This window comes from Cohnella sp. GCM10020058, assembly GCF_042683485.1.
Classification (GTDB): Bacteria; Bacillota; Bacilli; order Paenibacillales; family Paenibacillaceae; genus Cohnella.
The window spans coordinates 366,518-391,699 of sequence record NZ_JBHUJV010000004.1 but is presented as its reverse complement, the minus strand read 5'-3'; the positions used below and the strand labels follow the sequence as shown (position 1 = coordinate 391,699).

Sequence of the window (25,182 nt, the reverse complement as noted above, 5' to 3'; positions counted from 1 at the left end):
CAAAGGTCGACCGACGGTCGAAGCGTTGCAATCCAGGCCCAGGTCCGTCAGGTCCGCCTCCGTCCCCGCTTCCCGCCGAAGCCACCGCATATAATCGTCTAACTGATCGAAGTGCTCTGCGAACGGGGTGTCGCGTTTGTCCCGATTATGATGAAGATACCCGTCGTGCAGGACGATGTTATGGAAACCGCACAGGTTGCGAGCGGGATAGACGTGCATTTTCCCGACGCACTGCGTATGGTAGCCCGCTTGCGCGAGCTCTCCCGCCAGCAAATGCGGATAGCGCCACGGTACTTGGTCCTGGTAGCCGACTCTCCCGTGCGATCGCTGGCTCATGCCGGTCATGATGGCCGCCCTGGCGGGGATGCAGGAAGGGACGGCCGAATAGGCATGGGGGAAAAGAACGCCTTTGCGGGCCATCGCATCCAGGTTCGGCGTCTCGACGACGGGGTGTCCGAGCGCGCTCAGACAGTCGAAGCGCATCTGGTCCACGGTGATCAGCAGCAGGTTGGGTTGGTTCATGAAAGAAGCTCCTCTCTTTAGGAAAGTGAATCGATGGGATGGATGCGAAAAATCCCTATCCTCACACGGAGGACAGGGCGGCTTCGCCGGCTTTATAAACTTCGAACGCCGAGATCGTCGGTTGATAGCGGGACTCGTCGATGAGCAGCCGCAGCTTGCGCGCGCTCGTCGGGGGAACGCGGCAGATCCGCTTGGCGCCGATGACCGTGCCTTCCGCGAGCGGCTGCCAGCCGCCTTCGCGCCAGGCCTCGAGGCGGAATCGTTCGACGCGCTGGCCCTCGCGGAGCTGCTCGCGCAGCACGATGCGGTCGAAGCCGCGTTCGGCGCCTAGGTCGATCTCAAGCGCGGCTTGCTCGGTGCCTTCGGGCGGGCACCAGTGCGTATCGGTCCTGCCGTCCGTCGCGCGGGAGGCGCCATGCTCGGGATCGGCTTCGGCGGATGCCTCCGCGATCGCGCCGGCCGCCAGGTTGTCGCCGTAAGCGGCTGCCAGCCATGCGCCAAGCTCGGCGAGGCGCGCCACGTCCTGCTCGTGGACGAGGCCGCGGCGGTCGGGCGGGATGTTGAGGAGGAAGGACGCGTTGCCGCCGACCGTCCGCTCGTACAGATCCGCGAGCTGCGCCAGCGTCAGCACGCGGTCGTCTTCGGCGGCGTGGTAGAACCAGCCCGGCCGGATCGAGGTGTTGACCTCGGCGGGATACCAGACCGCCTCGTCCGCCTGGGCGAGCACGGCGCGGCTGCCGAGGTCGTCGTCCTCGGTATGGACGCGGCTCGCGAACGCGCCGCCGTCGTCCTCCTGCTGCGACTTGGCCTGGATCTTCTCGTTGTCCCGCATCGATGCGGGAACGACGCTCCATTCGGACGGCCGGGTGTGGCCGGCTTCGTTGCCGCACCAGCGCACGTCCGGTCCGCAGACGGAGATGACCGCGCCGGGCTGCAGCTCGCGGATCAAAGCATAGTAGGCGTCCCAGTCATAAACCTGGCGCTTGCCGTTAGGCCCCTCGCCGCACGCGCCGTCGAACCAGACGCAGAACAACTCGCCGTAACCAGTGAGGAGCTCGCGCAGCTGGTTCAGGAAATAGGCGTTGTAAGCGGGCGAATCGCCGTACGAAGCTTCATGGCGATCCCACGGCGACAGGTAAACGCCGAACTTGAGCCCCTCCTCGCGGCAGGCGTCAGCAACTTCGCGCACGAGATCGCCGGATCCGCCGCGCCACGGGCTGTTGCGCACCGTGTGGTCGGTGTATGCGCTCGGCCAAAGGCAGAAGCCGTCATGGTGCTTGCAGGTCAGGATGAGACCCTTCATGCCGGCGGACTTAACGGCGCGCGCCCACTGCCTGGCGTCAAGCGCGGAGGGGTCGAACAGCGACGGGGCCTCGGTGCCGTCTCCCCACTCCCTGTCCGTGAACGTGTTCATGGAGAAGTGTATGAAGGCATAAAACTCCAATTCTTGCCATGCGAGTTGCCTAGTCGAAGGTCGAACTTGCGCGGCCTGGACAGCGGATACGGGCATCTGATGCTGCTCCTCTCATGGTTGTCTCGGATGGCGGATGATCCGTGAACGTGCGCGGTTTGTTTGATAGTTGAGACTTCTCTGCGGAGAGCCGCAGCGTCGGGCTATGGTAATGTTTCTGGTTGAGTTTAGCTACGAAAATAGCGCAATTTTGCGCTATGCGCCGTGTACTGCCGCGGATGACAGCCTTCAGCGACGCGGTCGGCGGGCGATTCGCCTCAGCATAGCGCAATTTTGCGCTATTCGCCGTGTGATGCCGCGGGCGGCAGGCATCGACTACGAGGTCAGCGGGCGATTGGCCTCAGCATAGCGCAATTTTGCGCTATGCGCCGTGTGCTGCCGCGGACGGCAGGCATCGACTACGAGGTCAGCGGGCGATTAGCCTCAGCATAGCGCAATTTTGCGCTATGCGCCGTGTGCTGCCGCGGACGGCAGGCATAGGCTACGCGGCTGGCGGGCGATTGGCCTCAGCATAGCGCAATTTTGCGCTATTCGCCGTGTGCTGCATCAGAAGGCAGGTTTCGGCGCCTTCGCCGCTGCTGTCTCGGCTCTCGGCGCCTCGGCAGCCCGCGCTCCGCGCTAGCCCAGGTCCGCCCGTTCCGTCAGCGTCGCGACGGGAGCGGCCGTGCCGTGCAGCTCGAACACGACGAGCTCGTTGTCCCCCTCGCGCAGGAGCGGCGCGGGTACGTACAGCGTGCGCGTCGGCCCCGCCTCCCAGTAGCGGCCGAGGTTGAAGCCGTTCAGGAACGCCTGACCCTTGGTCCAGCCGTCGAGGCGCAGAAACGTGTCCGCACGCGCTTCAACACGGAAGATGCCGCGGTAAAATGCCGGCTGCGGCTGCAATTGCAACTGCGACGGGCGAACGGGCTCAACCGAGCCGTCCGAAGCGTCGACGCCGATATCGCCGAACGTCAGCCCGCCCATCTCCGATAGCGGCAGACAGCGAATCTCCCAGTCATACAGAAACTGATTGCCCAGCCGCACGCCGCAGGTGATGCCCTTCGGATCGCGCAGCAGCGGGCCGTAGTTGACGCGCCCCATGTTCTCGACGAGGATGTCGATCCGCACGCCCGCAGCAGGCACTTCCAGCGGGATGCCCGCCGGCGCCCAGCGCTCCACGGTCCCCACATAGACGCCGTCCGCGAACACGAGCGCGCGGTCGCGCACCTCCTGCAGGATGAGCTCCATGCCGCTGCGCGGCCCCGTTACCTGCACCGTGTACAAGATAAACCCGTACGCCTGCCCAAGCTTCTCCATCGGCTCCGGACATGGCCGCCGCATCGGCGTCGAGAGCGCGTCCAGCTGCGCGAACAGCGGCGCCGTCTCCGTCATCGCCACTTCGCCGTAGGCCCGCTTCGGCAGCGATGCCGGCAGCTCGAGCGGCGGCAGCTCGTAGTACCGCTCCAGCACCTCACGCACCTCGAAAAACTTCGCCGTCGGCTCGCCGGATTCGCTCAGCAGCGTGTCGTAGTCGTAGCTGTTGACAGTCGGCTCGTACCTCGCGATATGATTGGCGCCGTTCAGGAAGCCGAAGTTCGTCCCGCCGTGGAACATGTAGAAGTTGACCGAGGCGCCTTCCCCGAGCATCTCCTCCAGCGTATCCGCCACTTCGGACGCCGGTCGGGACTGGTGCGGCTCCATCCAGTGGTCGAACCAGCCGTTCCAGAACTCCATGCACATGAGCGGTCCTTCCGGCTGATACTCGCGCAGCTTGGCGAACGCCTCCGCCGCCCGCGAGCCGAAGTTGACGGTCGCGAGCACGCCGTCGATCATGCCGCCCTGCAGCATGTGATCCTCCGGGCCGTCCGACGTGAACAGCAGCACGTCCATGCCGCGCGCGAGCATGCCGTCCCGCACGTATCCGAGATACGCCTTGTCGTTGCCGTAGCTGCCGTATTCGTTCTCGATCTGCAGCGCGATGATCGGACCGCCGTTCGTGCAGAGCAGCGGGCGCAGCCGCGGCAGCAGCTCGTCGAAGTAGGCGTCCACCTTGGCCAGGTACGCCTTGTCGTAGCAGCGCAGCCGCATGTTGTCGTCCGCTAGCAGCCAGGCCGGCAGCCCGCCGAACTCCCACTCTGCGCAAATATAAGGGCTAGGCCGCACGATGACGTGCAGCCCCAGCTCGCCGGCGAGCCTGACGAACGCCTCCAGGTCCGCGATGCCATCGAAGACGAAGCGGCCTTCCTCGGGCTCGTGGACATTCCAGGCGACGTACGTCTCGACCGTATTGAGCCCGCACGCCTTAAGCTTCAGAAGCCGGTCCCGCCAATATTCGGGCACGACCCGGAAGTAATGGATCGCGCCGGACAGCAGTCTGACCGGACGGCCCTCGTACGCGAACTGATCGCCCGATACTGTAAATGTCGCCATCGTACACCTCTTTCATTTCCCATAATCACGATCTTCGCCGCCGCGAATCAGCCCTTGACGCCTCCCATCATCATACCTTCCGTCAGCTTTTTCTGCAGCAGACCGTAGACGACGACCGTCGGGATCAGCACGATGACGAGTGCGGCGAACAAGGAGCCCCAGTCCGTCGCGAACTGCTGAATCTGCATCAGGTTGGACAGGCCGATCGGCACCGTCTTCTTGGCGTCGTCGGTGATGAGCGTCATGGCGAGCACGTATTCGTTCCAGAAATCGAAAAAGCTGAACACGAACAGCGTGATGATGGCCGGGCGCGTCATCGGCAGGATGACCTTGAACAGGGTGCCGAAGTAGCCGCAGCCGTCGATCATCGCCGCCTCCTCGAAGTCGTGCGGGATCGCCTTCATGAAGCCGGTCATCAGGTAGACGGCGAAGGGCAGCGTGCCCGTCGCATAGACGGCGCTGAGCCAGAAGCGGCTGTCGAGCATGTGCATCTGATTCATCAGGATGAACAGGGGCACGATGATGTACACGCTGCCGATGAAGAGTCCGGCCATGTAGAAGTTGGTCAGAAACGCGCGTCCCCGGAACCGCATGCGGCCTAGCACGTAGGCGGTCGGCATGGCGGCCAGCAGCAGGATCGCGATCGACAGGATCACGACGAACGCCGAGTTGAACATGTAGTCGCCGATGCGCGCGGCCTTGAAGGCCCGGGAATAGTTATCCCATTGCAGCGAGGTCGGCAGGCTCCAGGGGCTCTCCATGACTTCCTCGTTCGTTTTGAAGGAGGCGAGCACGTTCCACAGGATCGGGTACACGACGGCGAGCGCCTGTACGATCAGGAAGATGCGCAGCAGGAGCCGTCCGAAGGAGAATCCCGGCTTGCGCGGCTGCGCCAAGGAAGTAGGAGATGCAGGGGTAACAGAGTAGCCGGCCATTTAGTGGGACCCCCTTTGCGTCAGGCGATTGCTGATGAAGGCCAGCAGGATCGAGACGACGAAGATGAATACGCCGATCGCCATCGCATAGCCGAAGTTGGAGTTGGTGAAGGCCTGCCCGTACAGGTAGGTCATGACGACCTCCGAATGCCGGTCCGGACCGCCCGCCGTCATGACGGCGACGAGGACGAAGCTGATCGTGAGCACGCCGTTGATGCTGAAGATGATCGTCACGCGGATAATCTCCCAGAGCATCGGGACGGTGATGTGGAAAAATTTCTGGAACGCCGTCGCGCCGTCGATCGACGCCGCCTCGTACAGGTCGGGCGAGATGCTGTCGATGCCCGCCATGTACATGACCATGTAGTAGCCGGCCGCCTGCCAGACGAGCGTGACCGCCAGCGCCCACAGCACCGTGCGCTGATCGCCGAGCCACGGCAGCGCCCAGTCGCCGAGGCCCAGCATTTCGAGGCCCGAATTGACGAAGCCCATCGTCGGGTGGTAGATGAACGACCATAGAATCGCGATGACGACGAACGAGAGGATGCTGGGAAAGAAAAAGACCGTGCGGTAGAAGCCTCGCTCGCGCAGCTTGCTCTGCGTGAGGATCGAAGCGTTGACGAGCGCGATGAGCAGGGTGACGACCGGGACGACCAGCATGAGCAGCCCCGTGTTGCGGACCGACAGCAGGAACGCGTCGTCATGGAACATATCCCGGAAGTTCTGCAGCCCGATAAACTTCGGCTTGTCGGCCACGCCGGTCCAGAGGTACAGCGACTTCTGGAACACCTGCACGGCCGGATATACTTTGAACAGGAGGTACATCGCGAGCCCCGGGAGAAGGCAGGCGGCGATGAACCAGCCCCGTCTTGTTTTCATCGTCATGTTGGAATCCCTTCCTCTCTGCCCCCAAGAACGGGGAAAGCCCGCCGGTCGAACGCGGCAGGCTTCCTGCTGCTTCAGGAGTCCGTTGTGCCGGGCGAGGTCATTCGCCGCCGCTGGCCTTGAGTTCCTTCTGAATGTTCTCGTAGATCTTGAACAGCTTGTCGCCGTACTGCTCGATGGTCATCTGCTTGTTCATGATGGAAGAGATCGGCTTGTAAACTTCGTCGGACGGGTTGTACTTGCTGCCCTTGGCGACGGCCTTGAACGTGCCGTTCACGGCGACCATGCCGCCGTCGACGGCTTTATAGACGTTGTAGGTCGTCTCGGAAAGGAACGCCTTGCCGAGGTCCGGCGCGCCTTTGACGGCGAGCACGCCCTTGGACGTCTCCGCGTTCAGCTGAACGCTCTTGTCGGAGTACAGGTAACGCAGGAATTCCTTGGCCAGCTCGGGGTTCTTCGCCTTGGCCGGGATCGCGATCTGCTCGACGTTCGTCATCGCGAGCGGCGGCTGGCCGGCTTGGCCCGACGGCACGCCGAGGAAGCCGAACTGGAAGCCGTCCTCGCGCGGCGCGTCCTTCATCTCGTCCTCGAACCACGTGCCGTTCGGGATGAACATCGCTTTGCCTTGCAGGAACGACGTCTGCGCCTGCGTATGGTTGAGCGCGACCGTGCCCTTCATCAGGGCGTTGTCGTCCGTCGCGATGCGCTCGAGGATGCCCCATACTTTCTTGAACGTCTCGCTCTTCCAGAACTGCGGGTCGTAGTTGAAAAATTGGTCCAGCGCTTCTTGCCCGCCGTAGCTGTAGATGGACGGGACGATGATCTGCTCCAGGTAGCCCGGATACAGGCCCTGGTAGGTGAACAGCGCGCGGCCGTTTTCCTTGGCCGTGGCGTTCGCGGCGAAAAAGTCGTCCCACGTCTTCGGCAGCTCGATGCCCTTCTTGTCGACGAGGTCCTTGTTGTACCAGAAGCCCAGCACGCCGAAGTTGTACGGCGCGAGGTACACCTTGCCGTCGCCGTACGGCGACATGGCGCGGGATTCGAGCACGCCCGGCAGAATCTTGTCCTTCAGCGGCGCCCCGCCGTCCGCGGCCGGTGCGTTGAAGAGATCGGTCAGATCGAGGAGCGCGTTGTCCTTGATCAGGCCGTTGAGGAACGGCACGTTGTCGCCGCCCGCCATGTACAGGAAGTCTGGCGGATTGCCGGCGACCGCCTTCGGGCGGACGAGCTCGGCGATCTTCGGACTCGCGGTGATGTTGATCTTGGTGCCGGGGTAGTCCTTCATGAAGTCTTCGGCGATCCGGTCCCAGTATTCGCGGCCGTAGCCGCCCTGGAATACGGCGATGTTCAGCTCCGTATTTTCAAACGTCTTGGCGTCTGCCGCGCTCGGCGACGCGGATGCGCTAGCGCTAGCGGATGCGCTTGCATTTGGCGATGCGCTGCCGCTTGGCGACGCTGCACCGCCTGCGTTGCCTGCATTGTTGCCGTTGCCGTTAGAGCCGCAGCCCGCCAGCATGGACACCGCCAGCGCCGACGCGCCTACGGCGGTCAGCCATTTCTTTGTACTCATTTCTGGACCCCCTCGGATGAGATGGCTTCATTATACGTGCACGGGGTCTGGCGCCATATGAACGATTCGAATGAGAAGCATGGAGAATATTATGGAGTTCGCATGTAGCGTTGGATGACATGGATAATTTCGTGAAAGCGCAATCTTAAAATCGTCCAGGTTTGCAAACGCTTAAAGCTTACACGAGCTTGCCCCGCTTTAGGTCCTCCGAACGCGGCCAATGAATGAAACCGCCACTTCCCACCTTGGCTAGCGCTCCGTCGTGCACGATTATGGTGCACGACAGCGGTGTACGATACCTTAGCTAACCGCCACGCCCCCACCGTGCACAATTATGGTGCACGGTGGGGATATCAGTTACCTCTACCCCCCGCTCGCGCTCCCTCGTGCACAATTATGGTGCACGGTAGAGCGATAGCCAGCTTCTCTAGGCGCGCTCTCGGCCAGATGCCGATCACAGCCCGCCAGCGAGCTCAGTCCGCAGGCTTCACGCTCTTCGGCGCGATGCCGAAGCGCTTCTTGAACAGCCGGTTGAAGTAGAACGGGTCGTGAATGCCGACCTCGGCCGCAGCCTGCTTCACGAGATAGCGGCCGGTCTCGAGCAGCGCGTACGCCTTCAGCATTCGAATCTCGTTCAGGTGCGTCAACAGGCTGCGGCCCGTCTCCGCCTTGAAGACGTGGCATAGATAGGGCTCGGATAGTCCGACATGCGCGGCGACGTCCGCGATGGCGAGCCGCTCCGCATAGCGGTCTTCCAGGTATCTTAGCGCGAGCCGCACTTCTTCCCGCGCGGCCGGATATGCGTCCCGCTTCGCATCCGCCTGCTCGGCCGCATCCTCGGCCAGCTCGCGCACCGTCTCCTTGAGCTGCGTATCCGTCGCGGCTGCGGACATGCGCGCCAGCCATGGCGCTTCGTCCCAGTCCCGGCGAATGCCGAAGCCCTGCGCGTTGGCGAGGCCGAGGACGCTCCCGCCGAGCGACCGCTTCAGCACGCGCGCGGCGATGCGCCGCTCGGCGGCGGTCTCGATCAGGCGCAGCGCCCCCTCGACCCACAGATCGGTCGAGCCGGCCTGCGGCTTGCCCCGCACCGACTCGCGCAAGCTCGCTTCGGCCCGGCGGTACTCGTCGTCCTCCTCGACCGGCACCGTCCTGTTCGACAGCCCCGCCGCGCTAAGCTGCGCGTAGAACAGCAGCTGCGCCGCCCGCCGATTCCCCCGCAGCTGCTCCAGCAGCGCCCCGGCATCGGATGCCGGCTCGGCGAAGACGACCTGCGACTGCGCGTTGTAATACATCGCGCACAAACTTTGGATCCGCCGCGCCGCGTCGCCCGCCTCCGGTACGGCATGGGCGGCCGAATAACCGGCCGCCAGCACGAAGCAGCCGTCGTCCGCCTTGACGGCATGCGCCCACCTGCGGCCGGGAAACAGGCTGTCCGCGAGATCGCCCAGCTTGTCCGCAAAGCGTTCGCCCTCCGGCCTTGCGGGCTCCTCATCCCGCAACCGGACGAGAAAGGCCAGCACGCGCTCGCCCTTGTCCTGCCAGATCTCGCGCGACACGGCCGCGTCCGCTCTTCCCGGCCGGCCTTCGCCGCCCGCATCGCCCCGCGCCCGCGCCTCGGCATCCATCGCGGCGAGCCAGGCCTTTATCCGGGTCGCGCGCTCCCGCTCCGTCCCCGCCCGTTCCCGGTCCGCCTGCGCCCGATCCGTGTCTGCGCCTGCTTGCGCCCCCGCCTCAGCGCCATGCGCGCCGCCCGCCGCCCCGCCAGCCGCCCCTCTGCGCGCATCCAGCTTGGCCGCGATCTCTCCGAGCGCCTCCATGAAGCTCTCGCTTTTCAGCGTCAGCTTGAGCATGTAATCGTGCGCGCCGCACTTCAGCGCCTCCCGGACGAGGTCGAAATCGTTGTAGTTGCTCAGCACGAGCACTTCACCTTCGAAGCCGCCCGAGGCGAGCGCTTTAATCAGACCGATGCCGTCAAGCTCCGGCATCTTGATGTCCGTGATGACGATATCCGCCCGGCCGTCCCGCGCCAGCTCCAGCGCGGCGCGGCCGTTCGCTGCGGCGCCGACGTATGCGAAGCGGCCGTCGTCCCAACGGATCATCGACTTGACCGCATGCCTCACGATCATCTCGTCATCCGCGATCAGTATCTTGTACATCGCCCATCTCTCCTTTCAGCACGATCGGCAGCACGATCGTCGTCTCCGTCCCTTCCTGCACGACGCTCGCCGTCGTCAGCCCGTACGGCGCGCCGAAGTGCAGGCGGATCCGCTCGTCCACGTTGCCGATGCCGATGCCCGACAGCTTGGCATGCGACATGCCGCGCGCACCCGCGTCGGCGGCGTCAAATCCCTTTCCGTCGTCTCGAATCCGGATCCGCACCCGCGCTCCTTCGCGCTCGCCGGTCACCTTGATCCGCACGCTTCGCCCCTCGTCGCCGCCCCCGTGCAAAATCGAATTTTCCACGATCGGCTGCAGGATGAATTTCGGCACAAGACAGTCGCGGAGCTCGTCCTCGATCGCAAACTCCAGCTCGAACGAGTCCCCGTAGCGGATGCGCTGGATCGTCGCGTAGTGCATCAGATTGTCCAGCTCGCGGTCGAGCGGGATGAGCTCCTCCTTGACCAGGATCGTGTTGCGCAGCAGCTCGGACAGCGATGCGATACCTTGCGAGACGGCGTCGTTGCCGCCCAGCATGGCGCTCCATTTGAGCGAATTCAGCGTATTGAACAAAAAATGCGGATTGATCTGCGCCTGCAGCATCGCGAGCTCCGCGTCCCGCTTGGCCTGCTGCTCCGATTCGACCTGGTAGATCAGCTCCTTGAGCCGTCCGACCATCCGGTCGATCGTCTCCGCGAGGATGCCCATCTCGTCGGGGTACGAGGGCCCCATTTTCTGCTGCAGCTGGCCCATCCGCACCTGGTTCGCGTACTGCAGCAGCTTGCGCACGGGACCGCTGATGCTGATATAGATCCACATCGCGAGCATGCCGGCGAGCAGCAGGATCAAGAGGCAGATGAGGACGACATTGTGGCGCAGCACCGACAGCTCCGAGACGAGGAACGAGCGGGGGATCATCCCGACCAGGTACCAGTCCGCCGATCGAATGTACGAGCTGGTCACGAGCGTGCGCTGCCCGTCGACATCCGCATAAAAAGCCCGTTCCTCGCGTGATGTCTGCCTTCTTGCCTGGACGCCCTCGAACACCTTTTCCCGGTAAAGAGAGCCTTGTCCGATCGCGGGAGAGAGAGAAGAAACGACGACGCCGGCGGCATCCGACAGGTAGATCGAGCTTCCTTCCCCCAGATCCACGGACTCGTAGGTGTTGCGGGAGAACACCTTCTCGTCGATAACGATGATCAGGTACCCGATCTGCCGGTTGAGGTTGTTCTCGGCGAAAATCCGGCGGCTGAGCGCGATCCTGCTCGAGCCGCGGTTGTTGCGGATGCCCGTCCAGTACGCATTGCTCTTGCTGTCCGCCACCAAAGTCGTCAGCTCGCGGACCCGCGCCTCGGGATACAGCTCGAAGCCGAGATCGAACATCGACTGGCCGTCGTTGGTCAATACGATGACGTTCGACAGGTTGCTGAGGCTGAAGATCTGCTGGCCGAGCTCGTCCTTGATCCGCGTGCGCAGCTCGCTCTTCTCGATGTCGGCCATCTTCGAAAACTTGGGCAGGCCGCCCTGGATCAGCTTGTTGATGATGATCGTCTCGCTCAGCGTCTCGTACTGCTCGAGCTCGCGCGTCGTGTTCTGGGCGAGCTGGTCGAGCACCTGCGTCGACGAAGCGCTGAGCTTGTTCGTGATCGACGCCTCGTACTTCTGATTGGAGTAGATCGCCACGACGGCGACGGGGAGCAGAGAAGTAATGAGAAAAGCGGCCAGCAGCCGCCGCTTGATGGACAACCGCCGCAGCGAGAAGACCGATCGTCCGAGTGCGCGCAAAGAAGGGAGCCGCGGCATGCCGTTCACCTGCTTGGTTCGTTTTTTCCTAATCTTAAACGCAATCCGTTTATTCGCCAACCGGCAATCGCTAGCAGGCAGATTGGCGCCGCCCGCCTCTGAATAACACATCCTACGGTCCTTCCGATGGATGACAGATCGTCGCCCGCGTCGCTCTTTCGCTGCAATGCCTGCAAATATACATCTATTTCCGCTGATATCGGTCCTTTTGGACAGGATAGATGCAAAAGCGCAGTTATTTTCCTCCATCAGCCCGATTTCGGGCTTGCACTTTGAATTTGCCTGCATATTTGCAGGTATTTCATCGCCTATCTCGGGTCAGCAGAAAATACATGTATAAATGCAGGCTTTCGACCTGCATAACACCCGGTAAGCCCCCGCAAGCCAAACGCGTGCATACCTATCCACGATCCGCCGCCGCCCAAGCCTTTCCCTTTCACTTTCCTTTTCACTTTCACTTTCACTTTCACTTTCACTTTCACTTTCACTTTCACTTTCACTTTCCTCTTTGCCCTTTTCTTTCATCGCAAAAAAGCCGGCTCTCGCGAACCGGCTTGCTGCGCAGGGCGCCTTATAAATTCAGTTGAATTTTCCGCGTGTTCAGCATGCCTTCCAGTCCGGTCGAGTCCTGGACGGTCTTGAAGCGCGCGAACGTCTCGGCGGCCTCGGAGGTCCGGATCCGCAGGGGCTTGGTTTCCAGGCGCAGCAGCCCGCCCACGACGTCCGCGACCGACTCCGCCGTCTGCGGCACGGAGTTGCGGCTCGCGAAGCCGTCCAGATAACGCTGGACGACAGGCTTGTACTCGTCTTCGAGAATGCCGCCGGTCGCGTTCACCTGCTCCATCACCGTGCCTACGAATTGCGTCGCGATCGCGCCCGGCTCCAGCAGCGTGACGTCGATGTTGAACGTCGGCTTGTAATACGTCGCCAGACTTTCCAGCAATCCTTCCACCGCGAACTTGCTGGCGCAATAGATCTCGTTGAGCGGCTGCCCGACCAGCCCGCCAACGCTGGAGGTCGCGATGATATAGCCGCCGTTCGCCGCTTGGCGGAGCAGCGGCAGCGCCGCCCGGATCGTGTGCATCACGCCGTAGACGTTGGTGTCGAACACCCGCTGGATATCCGCCGGATCGGCTTGTCCCAATGCGCGGAGGAATCCGAAGCCCGCATTGCAAAAGAGCACGTCAAGCGCTCCCTGCTCGCGTTCGATCCGCCCAAACGCAGCCTCCAGCGAGGAGACGTCGGTGACCTCCATTTCGACCCAGTGCAGGTTATCCTGTCCGGCATAAAGCTCCCGGTCCCGCTCGACCTGGCGGGTTCCCGCATATACGATCCAACCCTCTTGCGCCAGCTTAAGCGCCGTCGCCAGTCCGATTCCCGACGAAGCGCCCGTGATTGCGATAATGCCGCTCATATCATAGCCCCCTTATACGGTTTTGCCTTCGCTCAGCGCTTGCACGGCCTTGTCGATGCGGCGCAGCCGCGTCTCCTCGGTCTTGGCGCCTTCGACGGAGAGGACGACGCGGCTCTTGTTGCTGTTCGAGAGTCCGTCGAAAAAGGCGCGCGCCGCAGGCGCTCCCGCAAGCGCGGCTGCCAGATCGTCCGGCACCTTCACCTCGCGCGGGTCCGTGTCCAGCTTGAGCTCCACTTCGACCACGTCCCCGGCTGCGACGCCGGCGGCTCCGCGATGCTCCGCGCTGACCGGCAGCATGTAGCGTCCGCCCATGACCGCCACCGTGCTGCGGTACGTATAGCTGCCGATCGTCGCGTACACCGCCGGCTTTTTGCCCCCGCCCAGCGCTTCGACCGCTTCTGCCGGCACTTCGATGCCGGTCGCCGTCTTGCCGTGAAGCTCGACCGTCGCTTTAAACTTCATATTCGCTCCGCCCCTCTGCTAGGATCGCTTCCTCACCAGTATAGCAGGACGTCGAACGGAACGTCAGATCGAAGCGGAGCTATATCTTTTCCCCGCCGGTCTCCTTGATTTTCTTGTTCATCTTGGCGATCCCATAGCCGAGCAGGGCGAATAGGCTTGCATAGATGAAGATCACCGGCACGCCGACTCCCCATCGCATCGCGCCATGGAGCCTGGAGAAGATATTCGTGAAGTTGGCGAACACAATCGCGAGATTCGCGAGCAGCACCACCGCCATCACGCGCTGTATCTTCTTGTAGTGCTCGACGAGAGACTCGCGGTCCGTATACAGCTTCGGCGTTTCTCCCGGCTCCCACGGCCTTCGGAAATAATGCCAGATGCCGCTGGTCGTGCTCACGTACTCCCATCCGACATCCCGGTACAGCTCAATGTATTCGTCCAGCTTGCCGTTTTTCTTCGTGAGGCCGCCCTGATAGTCGAGACCGTAGGTGTACCGGGCCGTCTCGTCGCGCTCGAATTCGCTGCTGAACGCGCCTCCCTTCGTGAGGTGCAGTCCTTGGGCAGACAGCTCGTTCAGCCAACGCTCTTCCTTCTCGTAGTCCCAGCTCATCCAGGCGTGCCTTTTTTTCTCCGTCCTTGCCATCGTTAATCCCCCCCGCTCAGCGCTTGCCTGCCGACAACGAGCAGCTCTTCCAGCCTGCTGACCTCCGCCGCCAGCACCGTCCGCCCGTCCGCCGTGATCGCATACATCTTGCGCCGGGCGTCCGCACCCTCCGCACCCGGATGGGGCTCGATGAGTCCCTTACCCTGCAGCGTGTTCAACGCCGTGTACAGCGTGCCCGCACCCAGCTTCAGCCGGCCGCCGCTCATCCGCTCGACCTCCTGCATCATGCCGTAACCGTGCGACGGCTCCGCGCAGAGCGTCACCAGAATGTAGTAAAACGCCTCCGTCAACGGCAGCATCTGCATTTGCTTCACTATTCGTTCCTCCGCATCGCATCTATATCGGATACCGATATATCGTATAACGGTATAATATATCACGATATATCGACTGTCAATATAGTTTTGGAAATGGTTGATTGGTAGCGGAAGCGTCTGCCGAAATAAAAAAGGACCGCCGGGATTGGATGTCCTGGCGGTCCGATCTTACGCATATGGCTTACTCGATAGGCCGCACGTTCGCGTCCGGCGCTTTGTCGGCGACGACGTTCAGCTCGATGCCGTGCTCCAGCAGCGCCTTCAGCGCGCAGAGCACCATGTTGAAGCCGCCGGTCGAATCGAGCGCCTGGGCCACGACCGCGTCGCCGTCGCCCTGGAAGCCCGAGTTGACGACGCTGACGAGGGTCTCGTTTTCGCCGCGGCTCTTGAGCGTCCACTCCACCTGGGTGAAGCCGCTCGTCTCGTCGCCCCAGCGAATCTGAATTCGCCGGTTCGGCTCGATCGCGAGGACGTCGACCTGCGCCGCTGCGCCGTACATCTCCCACTCCCACAGGACGCGCGCCCCCGCCGTCAACCGGCCGCTGCTCTTGGTGAACCAGAACCGCGTCGTCACCGACGGGTCGACGAATGCTTCGAATACTTCTTCTACCGGCCTGCGCACGAGCATCTCCGCTGTCGCCACCGGCACTTGACTGAGATTTAGGGAAGCCACCGACGATCTCTCCTCGTTTTAAAAGAGTCTGGTCTTCTTCCCTAGTTTAACATGCCTCGCGAAGCGCGGAGCCATATGTCATCCTTCCGGCGGATCGCAGCTCCGGCTAGAGCTACATAGGGGCGTTCGCGCGCGTCAGCGGCGCTGGCCGCAGGCGCACGGAGCCTCGTTTAGCGGCGGCCGCCGAGCTCGCTTGCCAGCGCCGCTACGGCGCCGGCAAGCGGACGAAGCGGATGGCCGATGGTTACGCCGTATGCGGCTTCCGCCTGTGCCGCGGCGTCGACCATCGACAGCTGCGCGACGGAAACGGACCTTGCCGGTTCGGCATCCAGAAGTCGACTCAGCTCCGCCTGCACGACTTGTAGATACGCCTCTTTTTCCCCGCGCATAATGAGGTCAAACGCCCCGGGCAGCACAACGGTCTCGATCTCCGGCCGGCTGAGCTTCCTGCGTTCCGTATAATCGTACAGTCGCCTCATCGTACCTTCCACCGTCGCCGGGTTCGTGAACAGGAGCGCTTGGGGGCCGGCGCGTCGGCAGATCTCCTCAAAAAACGGCGCGTCGATCTTGAGGATCGGCAAGTTAACCGTCTTCTGCGACTCGTCGAGCAGCGCGATGTAGTTCGTGCAGGTAATCAGGATGGCGTCCGCGTCCGCTCGCGCCATCCAGTCTAACTGATTGGCGACATGCTCGCGCGCGCGTTGTTCCGTGAACGAAGCGTCCGCGCCTATTCGCGCGATCAGCCCCGGATCGACGTAATGCGTCCAGGACATGCCAACGGGAACGCGCATTCCCTGGATATATGCGATATTCGATTCATGCGCATGCAGACATGCGATTTTCAGCGCCAAATCGATTCGCCTCCTTTTCTGTTACGTCAGACTCTCAGCCGCCAATCGTTGCATCGCATCCAGCTGCCCGGCGGATATTCGAATTCGGTCTCGCCGAGCAGCGTGAAACCCAGCTTGCGGCAGACGGCGTTGGACGCAGGATTGTCGGCGCCCGGAAACGCATGAATCGTGCGGCGAAGGCCCTCGATGCGGACATTTTCAATGGTCTGCGCGACGGCCGCCGTCGCGAGACCTCTCCCCTGATAGGCAGGCAGTATGCCCCAGCCCATCTCGTAGACCTGTTCTCCCGCCCACGTCCGGTCCCAATAACCGACGCTTCCGACCGGCGCGCGGGCCGGGAGCAGGACGACGGCGAACATCCGGCCCGTTCCTTTTCCGACAATCCGCAAATACCGCTCATGACGCTCCGCGACCTGCGCCTCGGTCTCCTGTCCGCCCAGATGCTCGGTCATTTCCGGCGCGTTCATTTGATGCAGCAGTTCGAGGTGGCCCGCGGACCACGGTACGATTTCCGCTTGCGACCGTTCACTCATTCGTCTCTCCTCCTTCGAGGTGGCTGTCCCTTTATCCCATTCTATCAGCCTTAACCGTCATCAGCCATTTTGCCGCAGGCCTATCCGGCCCTCCGAATAGAAGCGCAACATCGCAAAGGAAACCTCGTGCTATAACTGGTCTTGTAAAAAAGAGAAGGAGCTGATCCATTTGACGAGACTGAACGGAAAGGTCGCATTGGTAACGGGGGCGAGCAGAGGAATCGGCCGGGGCATCGCGCTGCGCCTCGCCGCGGAAGGCGCGACCGTCGCCGTGCATTACGGAAGCAACCGGGAGCGCGCGGAGGCGGTCGTCCGCGAGATTCGGTCCGGCGGCGGCTCGGCCTTCGCGATCGGCGCCGATCTTGTCTGCGCGGGCGGGATCGAAGCTTTGTTTGAAGCGTTGGACGGGAGACTGGACGGGCCGGCATTCGGCACACGAATCGATATTTTGGTCAATAACGCGGGGATCGGCCAACAGCTGGGCATCGAGGAAACGACGGCGGCATCGCTTGACGAAGTACTGGAGATCAATGTCAAGGCACCGATTCTCGTCATTCGGGAGGCGCTGAAGCGCATGAACGACGGCGGCAGCATCATCAATCTTTCCTCCGCCGTAACGCGGATCCCGCTGTCGAACCTGCTCGGATACAGCGTGTCCAAAGGCGCGATCAACACGCTCACGCTTAACTTGGCGCAGGAGCTGGGAGGACGCGGTATCCGGGTCAACGCTATCCAGCCCGGCATCATCGATACCGACATGAACGCGGAGACGCTGCAAGACCCCGGAGGGCGGGCGTTTGCCGCCGGGCTCTCGGTGTTCGGCCGCTGGGGCCAGCCCGAGGACGTCGCCGATATCGCCGCGTTCCTCGCTTCCTCGGACAGTCGCTGGGTAACGGGCCAGCTCATCGATGCGAGCGGGGGCTCGAGGCTTTGATTTTACTCGGGCAGACACGAGCGCCCTAAGTGCTGCCGTACGAAAGCACATCAGGTGATGCGGCGCCCTTCGCTGGCCATGTGCTTTCGCTCGAAAGCACATCATGCGACGCGGCGCCCTTCACCGGCCAAGTGCTGCCGTACGAAAGCACTTCATGCGATGCGGCGCCCTTCGCGGGCCAAGTGCTGCCGTACGAAAGCACATCATGCGACGCGGGGCCCGTCACGGATAGCTACTCCCCCTCCGGCCTCAGCAGCGCGTCCAAAATCGGCATCGCCTGGTCATAGTCGTTCCGGTAAGAAGCGAAGGTCTCGCCGCGTACGATCTCGAATCCGAACCGGCTATAGAGCCGCACGGCTTTATAGCTCCAGGTTTGGGTATGCAAGTAGATGCTGCGATCGCCCTCCAGGCCAATCATTTCTCTCAAACAAGCTGCCACCAGCGCTTTCCCCAGACCTATCCCCTGACACTCGCGCTTGACCGCGAACCAGTGAATGGACGGATCTCGTCTTCCTCCCGTGTAGTCCCACCAGCACATGATGGTACCGACCGCCTCGCCCCGCGCATTCTCCACGAACAATAATCGCTTTTCCAGCTCATCGACCAAGGGAAGATACGTCCTTCGAAAGTATTCGACCGCCTCTTCTTCGCTTAAGAATTCGCCTGCTGAAGCTTCGATCTCCGCCCAGCGCAGCTCGCCCCCTACAGTAAATGGTGTTATCGCATATCCCGCTGGCAGCGGGCATTCCGGAATCGGCATTCCCGGCAGCCGCTTCATAATAACGTCAAAGTATGGAATAGATCGATCAAGCATCTTTGGAATCACTTCCTGCTTTTCTATTATGCAATGCATTCAAAAATCCGATATATTTACATTATTTATCCATTATAAATTTGGAGGTTTCTATGCGCAAAGAAGAAGTATCCGCCGCCGGCAGTATCGTCTATCGGCATGAATCCCAAGACCGCCCGCCCGTCCCCGCCAAGGAGGATGCCGATTATCTTGCGCTTGTCACGCAGCATGTGGAGACCTACATCGGCCCGGTGCAGAACGTCTTTCATGAGATCGTCTCCGAACACGTCCACCTCGACATCCTCATCGTCGCACCGACGCCCAGCCGGAACTTCTACACGCTCGTCACCTGCGGTATGGGCCTGCGGCCGATGACGGTCCCAAAAGGAGCGGAAGCGTACCGCCATGCCGAACTCCTGCTGTGCCTTCCTTCCGACTGGCCCTTGTCCGAAGCCGCCTTTAGGGACGAAGACCATTACTGGCCCGTCCGTATGTTAAAATCGCTTGCCCGGCTTCCTCACCAATACAATACCTGGCTGTACCTGGCCCACACGATTCCGAACGGCGATCCGGCCGAGCCATATGCGGACAATACGAAGCTATCCGGCATGATCTTGTCGGTTCCCTCTACGGTCCAATCGGCCAAGGAATTCTTTACGCTCGCGGCAGCTCCCGGCAAGGACGTTCATTTCTTCAGCCTGCTCCCGCTGTACAAGGAGGAGATGGACTTCAAGCTGAAGCAAGGCCCCGAAGCGTTGTTCGAAAAGCTGGAAGCAGCCGGTGTCAACGAGCTGCTGCGAGCAGACCGTAAAAACGTATGCAAAAAACGCTTCGGCCTATTCTGAACGCCAGGCGTTAACAAAGAGCTGCATTGCCCGCCGCCGATCGACAAGATATACTAAATGGATATCATGATCGGTAACGATTCAAAGGAGATTGCCTCAATGCCCGACCTGCCTCTCGCGGAAGTCGCCTATCAGGAACTCCGGCAGCGGCTGCTCAGCGGTAAGTACCTGCCCGGCCAACTGCTCTCGGAGAGCGAGCTCGCGAGCGGGCTCGGCATGAGCAGGACGCCCGTCCGGGCCGCCGTCATGCAGCTGGAAAAGGAAGGATTCCTGGAGACGCTGGTCAAGCGCGGGATCCTCGTCAAAGGAATCGACGTCAAGGAACTGTATGACATGTTCGATCTGTTGAACGCGCTTTATCTGTTCGTCCTGGAACGGATGGAGCAGGATCAATACGAGCCCGACTTCGAGCGCATGCGCTACTACCTGGACCAACTGATCGAGGCCAGCGAGCGCAAGATGCACCGCGAATACTATGAGTCGGGCCTTATGTTTATGAGCACGCTGCTCTCCACGATCGGCAACCGCAGCATTATGGAGACGTTCGACCGCTACAAAGACAAGGTCCTGTACGTCGTCGTCGCCTACCGGTCCACCGAGGGCTCGAATCGTCCATATACAGGCAAGAAGCTATACGCCGAAATTTACCGTCACTTAACGGAAGGCAATTACGTGGAAGCCAAAGCCGCCATCCAGGCGTCCAAACGCAACTCGCGCGAGGAGCTCCTCCGCAACGGCTACAAGGTATAAAAACGTATAGCGTCGCCGTTTTCCGGCGCCGCCGCATCAGTGAACCCGCCCCGAAACCTCTCGTTTCGGGGCTTTTTTTGCGTGTCCGCACTTTTTACACAACTCCGATCGCTCGTTTATACCTACCTTACATACAAGATCAATAATTCTTGTATACAAGATAACTTTTCAAAAACCAAGGAGGCTGATTGAAGATGACAAGCATGAAATTCGTACACCTGACCGACACGCACATGAACGCGCCGAGCTCCGAGGGCCCTTTCGCCAAGTTCAACCTTGCCGATAAGGTCAAGCAGACGTTCCGCCACCTCCGCGACGCGAACGTCGCGCCCGACTTCGTGCTCATCACGGGCGACCTGTCGCATGAAGGCGACGCAGCCGACTATGCCTACATCCGCACCGTGCTCGACGAATGCGCGGCGCTGATCGGCGCGCCCGTGCACGTCGTGCTCGGCAATCACGATCATCGCTCCGCGTTCCGCCAAGGCTACCTCGGCGAAGCGCCGTCCGAAGAAGCCTACTACTACTCGCTCGACATTAAGGGCTTGCGCCTGATCGGCCTGAACACTCAGGTGCCTGGCCGTCACGACGGCGAGCTTGACGCCGCGCAGCTCGCTTGGCTCAAGGACGAGCTCGCCACCCCCGCGCCGCTCGGCACGATCGTCGGGATCCACCATCCGATGATGAGCGTTCGCGGCATGCCCGGCGACCACCTGCTGGCGAACCGCGCGCAGCTCGGCGACGTGATCGAAGGCACCGACGTCATCGGCGTCATGGCCGGACACGTCCACTCCAACAACGTCGGCACCTACCGCGGCATCGTCAACGTCGCAGCCGCAGGCACGGCGTTCACCGGCGAACTGGCGGATGCGGAGAACTACAAGATGGTCGACTTCTGCGGCTTCAACATCGTCGACGTGACCGAGGAAGGCATCTCGATCCAGACGACCGTGCTGCCGACTTCCGGCGAAGAGTACTTCCGCTTCCCGATCGCCATGCTCGTCGCTCAGCACTGATTCCTGCAGGCGCCAGGCTGCCGGCGCAAGCGCGATTCCATAGAACGCCGGACGCCGGCATCCGGCTCTACCGACATCGATAACCGAGGAGAGACGCATCATGACGACGATTCAAATGCCGGCCTGCCTGCTCCCGCTGGAGGGCGCGTTCAACTTCCGCGACATGGGCGGACTGCGCACCGAAGACGGACGGACGGTCAAGAAGGGCCTGTTGTTCCGCGCCGCCGAGCTGACCGGCCTGACGGAAGCCGACCACGAGGCGCTGCGCGCCATCGGCCTGAAGCACGTTTTCGACTACCGCAACCGCGCCGAGGCCGAAGAAAAGCCGGATCCGGCCATCGGCGAAGCGCGCTATATCCGCGTGCCCGCCAACGAAGCCGCCGAGAGCGCGCCGCACGTGACGATGGAGCAGCTTTTCAAGAGCGGCATGCACAAGGCTTTCTCGGACAACATGCTGGACAGGCTGTACGCGAGCCTGCCGATCAATAACGGCTCCTACAAGCAGCTCATGTCGCTGCTGCGCACGCCGGAAACGAGCTTGCCGCTCGTCCATCACTGCGCAGGCGGACGGGATCGCACGGGCGTCGGCGCCCTGCTCATCCTGCTCACGCTGGGCGTGCCGTACGAGACGATCATGGAGGACTACTTGTTGTCCAACGTGACGCTCGAGAAGTTCCATGCGCAAATGTTCGACATGGCCGCTCAATACCTCGACGAAGAGTCGCTCGAGACGATGCGCCGCACGATGGCGCTGCAGGAGCGTTATCTCGACGCTTCGATGAACGCCATTTTGGCCGCGCACGGCACGTTCGAGCAATATCTGCTCGCCGAATTCGGCATCGACGCCGAAGATCGGGCACGTATACAAGCCTATTGCCTAGAAGCTTAGTGGCATAGACGAACAGCATCCATTATTGAAAAGGGGGACGCATGATTTTATGAAACCGTTCATGAAAGGCACCGCCCTAGTACTCGCCATCGCATCCGCAGCCAGCCTGTCCGCTTGCGGCTCCGCCGCGGAAGGCGAAGCCGACGCCGCTGCCGCAACCTCGGCGCCGAGCCAGACGGAGCTCGCCAAGCTCGATCCCGCGAATCCGACCAAGGTGACGTTCTACTCGTACAGCCTGGCCTACCCGACGATGAAGCCCGGCATGGAGCAGCTGATCAAGGAATTCAACGATACGGTCGGCAAGGAAAAGGGCGTCGTCGTCGAAGGCGTCGCGGACACGACGATGCAGCAGTACAAGGCGGACATCTCCGCGGGCAAAGAAGTCGACGTCGTGCAGCATCCGTTCGGCACGCTCGACGCTTCCCGCCTGAGCCTCGGCTTCAAGGCTTACGAGGATATCTTCCCGAAGGAAGAGCTGGACGCGCATCTGCAGGGCATCTCGCCCAACGCGCTGGAGCTCGGCAAGATCGACGGCAAGATGTACGGCCTCGCCTTCACGTTCAGCACGCCGATCGTCTTCATCAACGGCAAGCTGTTCGAACAGGCCGGCCTCGATCCGACGAAGCCGCCGAAAACGTGGGCCGAGATCAAGGAAGCCTCCCTCAAGATCAAGGCCGCGACGGGCAAGGACGGCTTCGGCCTCACGCCGACCAACGGCTGGATCACCGAAGGCCTGATTCTGAGCAACGGCGGCAGCGTGCTGTCGAAGGACCGCAAGTCGGCGGAATTCGCGAGCCCCGAGAGCGTCGAGGCGATCGAGACGTGGAAGGATCTGTACCAGAACGGCGCATCCGCGCCAGGTACGGAGACGGAGCTGGTCGAACAGTTCATGGCCGGCAACCTCGGCATGTACGCCTCTTCGACCTCGCTGTACAGCGGCATCAAGAAGGCGTCCGAAGCCGGCGGCTGGCAGGTATACGGCGCAGGCATGCCGCAGTTCGGCGACAAGCCGGCCGTCCCGGTTAACTCGGGCAGCGTGCTCGCCGTCCGCTCGGACAGCCCCGAGAAGAGCGCCGCCATCTGGGCGTTCATCCGCTTCGTGACCGGCGACCGCGGCTATACGATCATCACCTCGCAGATCGGCTATCTCCCGCTGCGTACCGCGCTCGCCGACGATCCGAACGGCCTGAAGGATTTCGTCGAGCAGAACCCGCTCTACCGGATCAACCTCGAGCAGCTGTCCCGTATCCAGCCGGTCGCCATCTGGCCGGGCGAATACGCCACCGAAGCGGCCACGGCGTTCACGGACGCCATCGTCAAATCCGTCATGACCAAGGACGGCGACGTCCAGGCGACGCTGCAGAAGGCGCAGGACGACATCAACCAGATGATCCAGTAACGAATCGAAAGGAGCCGTCATGAGCCAAGCGATCGAAAACGCCTACGCGCCCCCCCTTGCGGGGAAGCCGCCCGTAGCCTTGGACCGGCCTCGCACCCGGTCCAAGGCGCTTCGCATGCTGAAGCCCTGGCTGTACCTGCTGCCTGCGCTGGTCCTGCTCGGCATTTGGATGTACAGACCGCTGCTTTACACGTTTTATCTGGCTTTTCACAAATGGAGCATGGTCCCCGGCACCGAGCCGCTGTACGTCGGATTGGACAACTTCTCGCGGCTGCTTCAGAACAAGAGCTTCGCCGACTCGATCGGCAACACCGTGTTTTATACGGTACTGCTGCTGCCCTTCTCCATCGTCATCCCGCTCGCGCTGGCCGCGGTCACTCATCACATGGAAGGCCGCATGAAAAACGTATACCGCGCGCTGTTCTTCATCCCGATGATCCTGGCGCCGGTCTCGGTGAGCGCGATCTGGCGCTGGCTGTTCCACCCGTCCGGCGGGCTTGTCAACGTCGTACTGATGAAGCTCGGATTCATCGACGCGCCGATCGCCTACTTCTCGGATCCGTCGTTCGCCAAGTGGATCATCCTGCTCATCACGGGTTGGAAGATGATCGGCTTCAGCACGATCATGTTCTCCGCCGCGCTGACCGGGATCAACAGCGAGTACTACGAAGCCGCCTCGCAGGACGGCGCGGGCAGCATGCGCCAGTTCTGGCGCATCACCGTTCCGCTCATGTCGCCGATGATCATTTTCATGCTGACGATGAGCATCCTGTTTTCCAGCCAATGGACGTTCGCGTACATCGACATCCTCACGACCGGCGGTCCGTACGGCACGTCGACCAACGTCTATTACGAGATGTACAAGTTCGCCTTCTCCAACCTTAACGCGGGCTTCAGCGCGGCGGCGTCGCTCCTGTTCTTCGTCGTCTTCGGCGTCATCTCGCTCGCGCTCAATTCGCTGTCGCGCCGATTTTCCTTTTACGATAACTAAGACGGGAGGAGCCGACCATGAAAAGAAAACCGCCGGCGGTCTCGATCCTGCAGCACGGCCTGCTGTCGCTCATGTGCGTGATCGCGCTGTTCCCACTGTACTGGATGCTGAATTCGTCGTTCAAAAACGAATCGGACATTTTCAAGTCCGACTTCTTGCCGCCCAGCCCGATCCTGAGCAACTACAGCTACGCGTTCGAGCAAATGCCGATTTTCCGCATGATGTTCAACTCGTTCGGCGTCTCGATCCTGATGACCGCGCTTCAGCTGTTCACCGGCCTGCTCGCGGCATATGCGCTTGTACGCTGGCGCTTCCGCGGGCAGACGCTCATCTTCACGCTGCTGAGCCTGACGTGGCTCATCCCTTTCCAATCGGTCATGATCCCCAACTACGTGCTCGTGAACAACATGGGCATGAACGAGACGCTCATGGGCATCGTGCTGCCGTTCGCCGTGTCCACCTTCGCGATCCTGTCGCTGTACCAGAGCTTCCAGGCGTTCCCCAAGGTGCTCATCGAGGCGGCTTGCATCGACGGACAAGGCGACTTCGGCATCCTGACGCGGCTTATCCTGCCGAACATCAAGTCCTCGGTCGCCTCGCTCGGCATCATCCTGTTCATCAACGGGTGGAACGAATATCTGTGGCCGATGCTCATCACCAAGAAGATGGAAAACGCGCCGCTGCAGATCGGACTCAAACTATTCGTCAACTCCGACTCCAACATGTGGGGCTCGCTGATGGCGGCCACGACGGTGTCCTGCCTGCCGATCCTCATCATCTACCTGCTGCTTCGCCGCCAGATCGTCGATTCGTTCGTGCGGTTCGGGATCAAGTGACGGGCCGCAAGCCCGCGATGCCTCTAGGCAAAAAATCGCCCTCCGGCGGCCATGTATGGGCCG

Annotated in this window: 23 protein-coding genes and 1 pseudogene; 8 read left to right on the top strand and 16 right to left on the bottom strand. The window is 61.8% G+C overall.

What is annotated here, in order from left to right; genetic code table 11:
• Positions 1 to 207: 207 nt before the first annotated feature.
• The 15 genes and pseudogenes from ACFSR7_RS36490 to ACFSR7_RS08035 all read right to left on the bottom strand — a co-directional run.
• A pseudogene (locus ACFSR7_RS36490) lies at positions 208 to 483 on the bottom strand (sulfatase-like hydrolase/transferase); the annotation flags it as partial.
• A 100-nt stretch (positions 484 to 583) separates the two neighbouring features.
• Positions 584 to 2,032, bottom strand: a complete 1,449-nt coding sequence (locus ACFSR7_RS08100; RefSeq protein ID WP_378160366.1) for an alpha-L-fucosidase — start codon at positions 2,030 to 2,032, stop codon at positions 584 to 586.
• A 579-nt stretch (positions 2,033 to 2,611) separates the two neighbouring features.
• Positions 2,612 to 4,402, bottom strand: coding sequence for a glycoside hydrolase family 35 protein (locus tag ACFSR7_RS08095; RefSeq protein WP_378160365.1), 1,791 nt, complete (start codon positions 4,400 to 4,402; stop codon positions 2,612 to 2,614).
• 47 nt (positions 4,403 to 4,449) lie between these two features.
• Complete coding sequence (locus ACFSR7_RS08090) at positions 4,450 to 5,337, bottom strand: carbohydrate ABC transporter permease (RefSeq protein ID WP_378160363.1); 888 nt, start codon at positions 5,335 to 5,337, stop codon at positions 4,450 to 4,452.
• On the bottom strand, positions 5,338 to 6,222 hold the full coding sequence (locus tag ACFSR7_RS08085) for a carbohydrate ABC transporter permease (RefSeq protein ID WP_090116362.1): 885 nt from the start codon (positions 6,220 to 6,222) through the stop codon (positions 5,338 to 5,340).
• A gap of 100 nt (positions 6,223 to 6,322) precedes the next feature.
• Entirely contained in the window at positions 6,323 to 7,792 is a 1,470-nt protein-coding gene (locus ACFSR7_RS08080; protein ID WP_378160361.1) for a carbohydrate ABC transporter substrate-binding protein, read from the bottom strand.
• 473 nt (positions 7,793 to 8,265) lie between these two features.
• A complete protein-coding gene (locus tag ACFSR7_RS08075; RefSeq protein WP_378160359.1) occupies positions 8,266 to 9,948 on the bottom strand; it encodes a response regulator transcription factor in 1,683 nt (560 codons plus the stop codon).
• Complete coding sequence (locus ACFSR7_RS08070; RefSeq protein ID WP_378160357.1) at positions 9,923 to 11,863, bottom strand: sensor histidine kinase; 1,941 nt, start codon at positions 11,861 to 11,863, stop codon at positions 9,923 to 9,925. Before ACFSR7_RS08070 ends, ACFSR7_RS08075 begins: the two co-directional genes overlap by 26 nt.
• Positions 11,864 to 12,323: 460 nt before the next feature.
• Entirely contained in the window at positions 12,324 to 13,166 is an 843-nt protein-coding gene (locus ACFSR7_RS08065; protein ID WP_378160355.1) for an SDR family oxidoreductase, read from the bottom strand.
• Between the two features lie 12 nt (positions 13,167 to 13,178).
• On the bottom strand, positions 13,179 to 13,628 hold the full coding sequence (locus ACFSR7_RS08060; RefSeq protein WP_378160353.1) for a DUF1905 domain-containing protein: 450 nt from the start codon (positions 13,626 to 13,628) through the stop codon (positions 13,179 to 13,181).
• Between the two features lie 79 nt (positions 13,629 to 13,707).
• The gene (locus ACFSR7_RS08055; protein WP_378160351.1) at positions 13,708 to 14,271 is read right to left on the bottom strand and encodes a DUF2812 domain-containing protein; all 564 of its coding nucleotides are present in this window, start codon (positions 14,269 to 14,271) and stop codon (positions 13,708 to 13,710) included.
• 2 nt (positions 14,272 to 14,273) lie between these two features.
• Positions 14,274 to 14,597 (bottom strand): PadR family transcriptional regulator, encoded by a 324-nt coding sequence (locus ACFSR7_RS08050; RefSeq protein ID WP_378160559.1) that lies wholly within the window; start codon positions 14,595 to 14,597, stop codon positions 14,274 to 14,276.
• A gap of 193 nt (positions 14,598 to 14,790) precedes the next feature.
• Positions 14,791 to 15,237 (bottom strand): SRPBCC family protein, encoded by a 447-nt coding sequence (locus ACFSR7_RS08045; protein WP_378160557.1) that lies wholly within the window; start codon positions 15,235 to 15,237, stop codon positions 14,791 to 14,793.
• Positions 15,238 to 15,452: 215 nt separating this feature from the next.
• Positions 15,453 to 16,133 (bottom strand): aspartate/glutamate racemase family protein, encoded by a 681-nt coding sequence (locus tag ACFSR7_RS08040; protein ID WP_378160349.1) that lies wholly within the window; start codon positions 16,131 to 16,133, stop codon positions 15,453 to 15,455.
• A 26-nt stretch (positions 16,134 to 16,159) separates the two neighbouring features.
• On the bottom strand, positions 16,160 to 16,666 hold the full coding sequence (locus tag ACFSR7_RS08035; RefSeq protein WP_378160347.1) for a GNAT family N-acetyltransferase: 507 nt from the start codon (positions 16,664 to 16,666) through the stop codon (positions 16,160 to 16,162).
• Positions 16,667 to 16,835: 169 nt separating this feature from the next.
• Here ACFSR7_RS08035 and ACFSR7_RS08030 point away from each other — a divergent pair, with 169 nt between their 5' ends.
• Positions 16,836 to 17,600 (top strand): SDR family NAD(P)-dependent oxidoreductase, encoded by a 765-nt coding sequence (locus ACFSR7_RS08030; RefSeq protein WP_378160345.1) that lies wholly within the window; start codon positions 16,836 to 16,838, stop codon positions 17,598 to 17,600.
• Positions 17,601 to 17,832: 232 nt separating this feature from the next.
• On the opposite strand, the gene ACFSR7_RS08025 is transcribed toward ACFSR7_RS08030, so the two are convergent.
• Positions 17,833 to 18,414 (bottom strand): GNAT family N-acetyltransferase, encoded by a 582-nt coding sequence (locus ACFSR7_RS08025; RefSeq protein WP_378160343.1) that lies wholly within the window; start codon positions 18,412 to 18,414, stop codon positions 17,833 to 17,835.
• Between the two features lie 92 nt (positions 18,415 to 18,506).
• Here ACFSR7_RS08025 and ACFSR7_RS08020 point away from each other — a divergent pair, with 92 nt between their 5' ends.
• From ACFSR7_RS08020 to ACFSR7_RS07990, 7 genes are all read left to right on the top strand, one after another.
• Positions 18,507 to 19,238, top strand: coding sequence for a suppressor of fused domain protein (locus tag ACFSR7_RS08020; protein WP_378160341.1), 732 nt, complete (start codon positions 18,507 to 18,509; stop codon positions 19,236 to 19,238).
• 99 nt (positions 19,239 to 19,337) lie between these two features.
• Positions 19,338 to 19,988, top strand: coding sequence for a GntR family transcriptional regulator (locus ACFSR7_RS08015; protein WP_378160339.1), 651 nt, complete (start codon positions 19,338 to 19,340; stop codon positions 19,986 to 19,988).
• A gap of 194 nt (positions 19,989 to 20,182) precedes the next feature.
• The gene (locus ACFSR7_RS08010; RefSeq protein ID WP_378160337.1) at positions 20,183 to 21,004 is read left to right on the top strand and encodes a metallophosphoesterase family protein; all 822 of its coding nucleotides are present in this window, start codon (positions 20,183 to 20,185) and stop codon (positions 21,002 to 21,004) included.
• Positions 21,005 to 21,104: 100 nt separating this feature from the next.
• Positions 21,105 to 21,893 (top strand): tyrosine-protein phosphatase, encoded by a 789-nt coding sequence (locus tag ACFSR7_RS08005; protein WP_378160335.1) that lies wholly within the window; start codon positions 21,105 to 21,107, stop codon positions 21,891 to 21,893.
• A gap of 49 nt (positions 21,894 to 21,942) precedes the next feature.
• The gene (locus tag ACFSR7_RS08000; RefSeq protein WP_378160333.1) at positions 21,943 to 23,292 is read left to right on the top strand and encodes an ABC transporter substrate-binding protein; all 1,350 of its coding nucleotides are present in this window, start codon (positions 21,943 to 21,945) and stop codon (positions 23,290 to 23,292) included.
• 19 nt (positions 23,293 to 23,311) lie between these two features.
• Positions 23,312 to 24,283, top strand: coding sequence for a carbohydrate ABC transporter permease (locus tag ACFSR7_RS07995; RefSeq protein WP_378160331.1), 972 nt, complete (start codon positions 23,312 to 23,314; stop codon positions 24,281 to 24,283).
• 17 nt (positions 24,284 to 24,300) lie between these two features.
• Entirely contained in the window at positions 24,301 to 25,119 is an 819-nt protein-coding gene (locus ACFSR7_RS07990) for a carbohydrate ABC transporter permease (protein ID WP_378160329.1), read from the top strand.
• Positions 25,120 to 25,182 lie beyond the last annotated feature (63 nt).

What these genes read in the sequence shown, in the direction of transcription:
- ACFSR7_RS08100 (WP_378160366.1), bottom strand. Translation starts at nt 2,032, where the DNA reads ATGCCCGTATCCGCTGTCCAGGCCGCGCAAGTTCGACCTTCGACTAGG.
- ACFSR7_RS08095 (WP_378160365.1), bottom strand. Translation starts at nt 4,402, where the DNA reads ATGGCGACATTTACAGTATCGGGCGATCAGTTCGCGTACGAGGGCCGT.
- ACFSR7_RS08090 (WP_378160363.1), bottom strand. Translation starts at nt 5,337, where the DNA reads ATGGCCGGCTACTCTGTTACCCCTGCATCTCCTACTTCCTTGGCGCAG.
- ACFSR7_RS08085 (WP_090116362.1), bottom strand. Translation starts at nt 6,222, where the DNA reads ATGACGATGAAAACAAGACGGGGCTGGTTCATCGCCGCCTGCCTTCTC.
- ACFSR7_RS08080 (WP_378160361.1), bottom strand. Translation starts at nt 7,792, where the DNA reads ATGAGTACAAAGAAATGGCTGACCGCCGTAGGCGCGTCGGCGCTGGCG.
- ACFSR7_RS08075 (WP_378160359.1), bottom strand. Translation starts at nt 9,948, where the DNA reads ATGTACAAGATACTGATCGCGGATGACGAGATGATCGTGAGGCATGCG.
- ACFSR7_RS08070 (WP_378160357.1), bottom strand. Translation starts at nt 11,863, where the DNA reads ATGTGTTATTCAGAGGCGGGCGGCGCCAATCTGCCTGCTAGCGATTGC.
- ACFSR7_RS08065 (WP_378160355.1), bottom strand. Translation starts at nt 13,166, where the DNA reads ATGAGCGGCATTATCGCAATCACGGGCGCTTCGTCGGGAATCGGACTG.
- ACFSR7_RS08060 (WP_378160353.1), bottom strand. Translation starts at nt 13,628, where the DNA reads ATGAAGTTTAAAGCGACGGTCGAGCTTCACGGCAAGACGGCGACCGGC.
- ACFSR7_RS08055 (WP_378160351.1), bottom strand. Translation starts at nt 14,271, where the DNA reads ATGGCAAGGACGGAGAAAAAAAGGCACGCCTGGATGAGCTGGGACTAC.
- ACFSR7_RS08050 (WP_378160559.1), bottom strand. Translation starts at nt 14,597, where the DNA reads ATGCAGATGCTGCCGTTGACGGAGGCGTTTTACTACATTCTGGTGACG.
- ACFSR7_RS08045 (WP_378160557.1), bottom strand. Translation starts at nt 15,237, where the DNA reads ATGCTCGTGCGCAGGCCGGTAGAAGAAGTATTCGAAGCATTCGTCGAC.
- ACFSR7_RS08035 (WP_378160347.1), bottom strand. Translation starts at nt 16,666, where the DNA reads ATGAGTGAACGGTCGCAAGCGGAAATCGTACCGTGGTCCGCGGGCCAC.
- ACFSR7_RS08025 (WP_378160343.1), bottom strand. Translation starts at nt 18,414, where the DNA reads ATGCTTGATCGATCTATTCCATACTTTGACGTTATTATGAAGCGGCTG.
- ACFSR7_RS08020 (WP_378160341.1), top strand. Translation starts at nt 18,507, where the DNA reads ATGCGCAAAGAAGAAGTATCCGCCGCCGGCAGTATCGTCTATCGGCAT.
- ACFSR7_RS08015 (WP_378160339.1), top strand. Translation starts at nt 19,338, where the DNA reads ATGCCCGACCTGCCTCTCGCGGAAGTCGCCTATCAGGAACTCCGGCAG.
- ACFSR7_RS08010 (WP_378160337.1), top strand. Translation starts at nt 20,183, where the DNA reads ATGACAAGCATGAAATTCGTACACCTGACCGACACGCACATGAACGCG.
- ACFSR7_RS08005 (WP_378160335.1), top strand. Translation starts at nt 21,105, where the DNA reads ATGACGACGATTCAAATGCCGGCCTGCCTGCTCCCGCTGGAGGGCGCG.
- ACFSR7_RS08000 (WP_378160333.1), top strand. Translation starts at nt 21,943, where the DNA reads ATGAAACCGTTCATGAAAGGCACCGCCCTAGTACTCGCCATCGCATCC.
- ACFSR7_RS07995 (WP_378160331.1), top strand. Translation starts at nt 23,312, where the DNA reads ATGAGCCAAGCGATCGAAAACGCCTACGCGCCCCCCCTTGCGGGGAAG.
- ACFSR7_RS07990 (WP_378160329.1), top strand. Translation starts at nt 24,301, where the DNA reads ATGAAAAGAAAACCGCCGGCGGTCTCGATCCTGCAGCACGGCCTGCTG.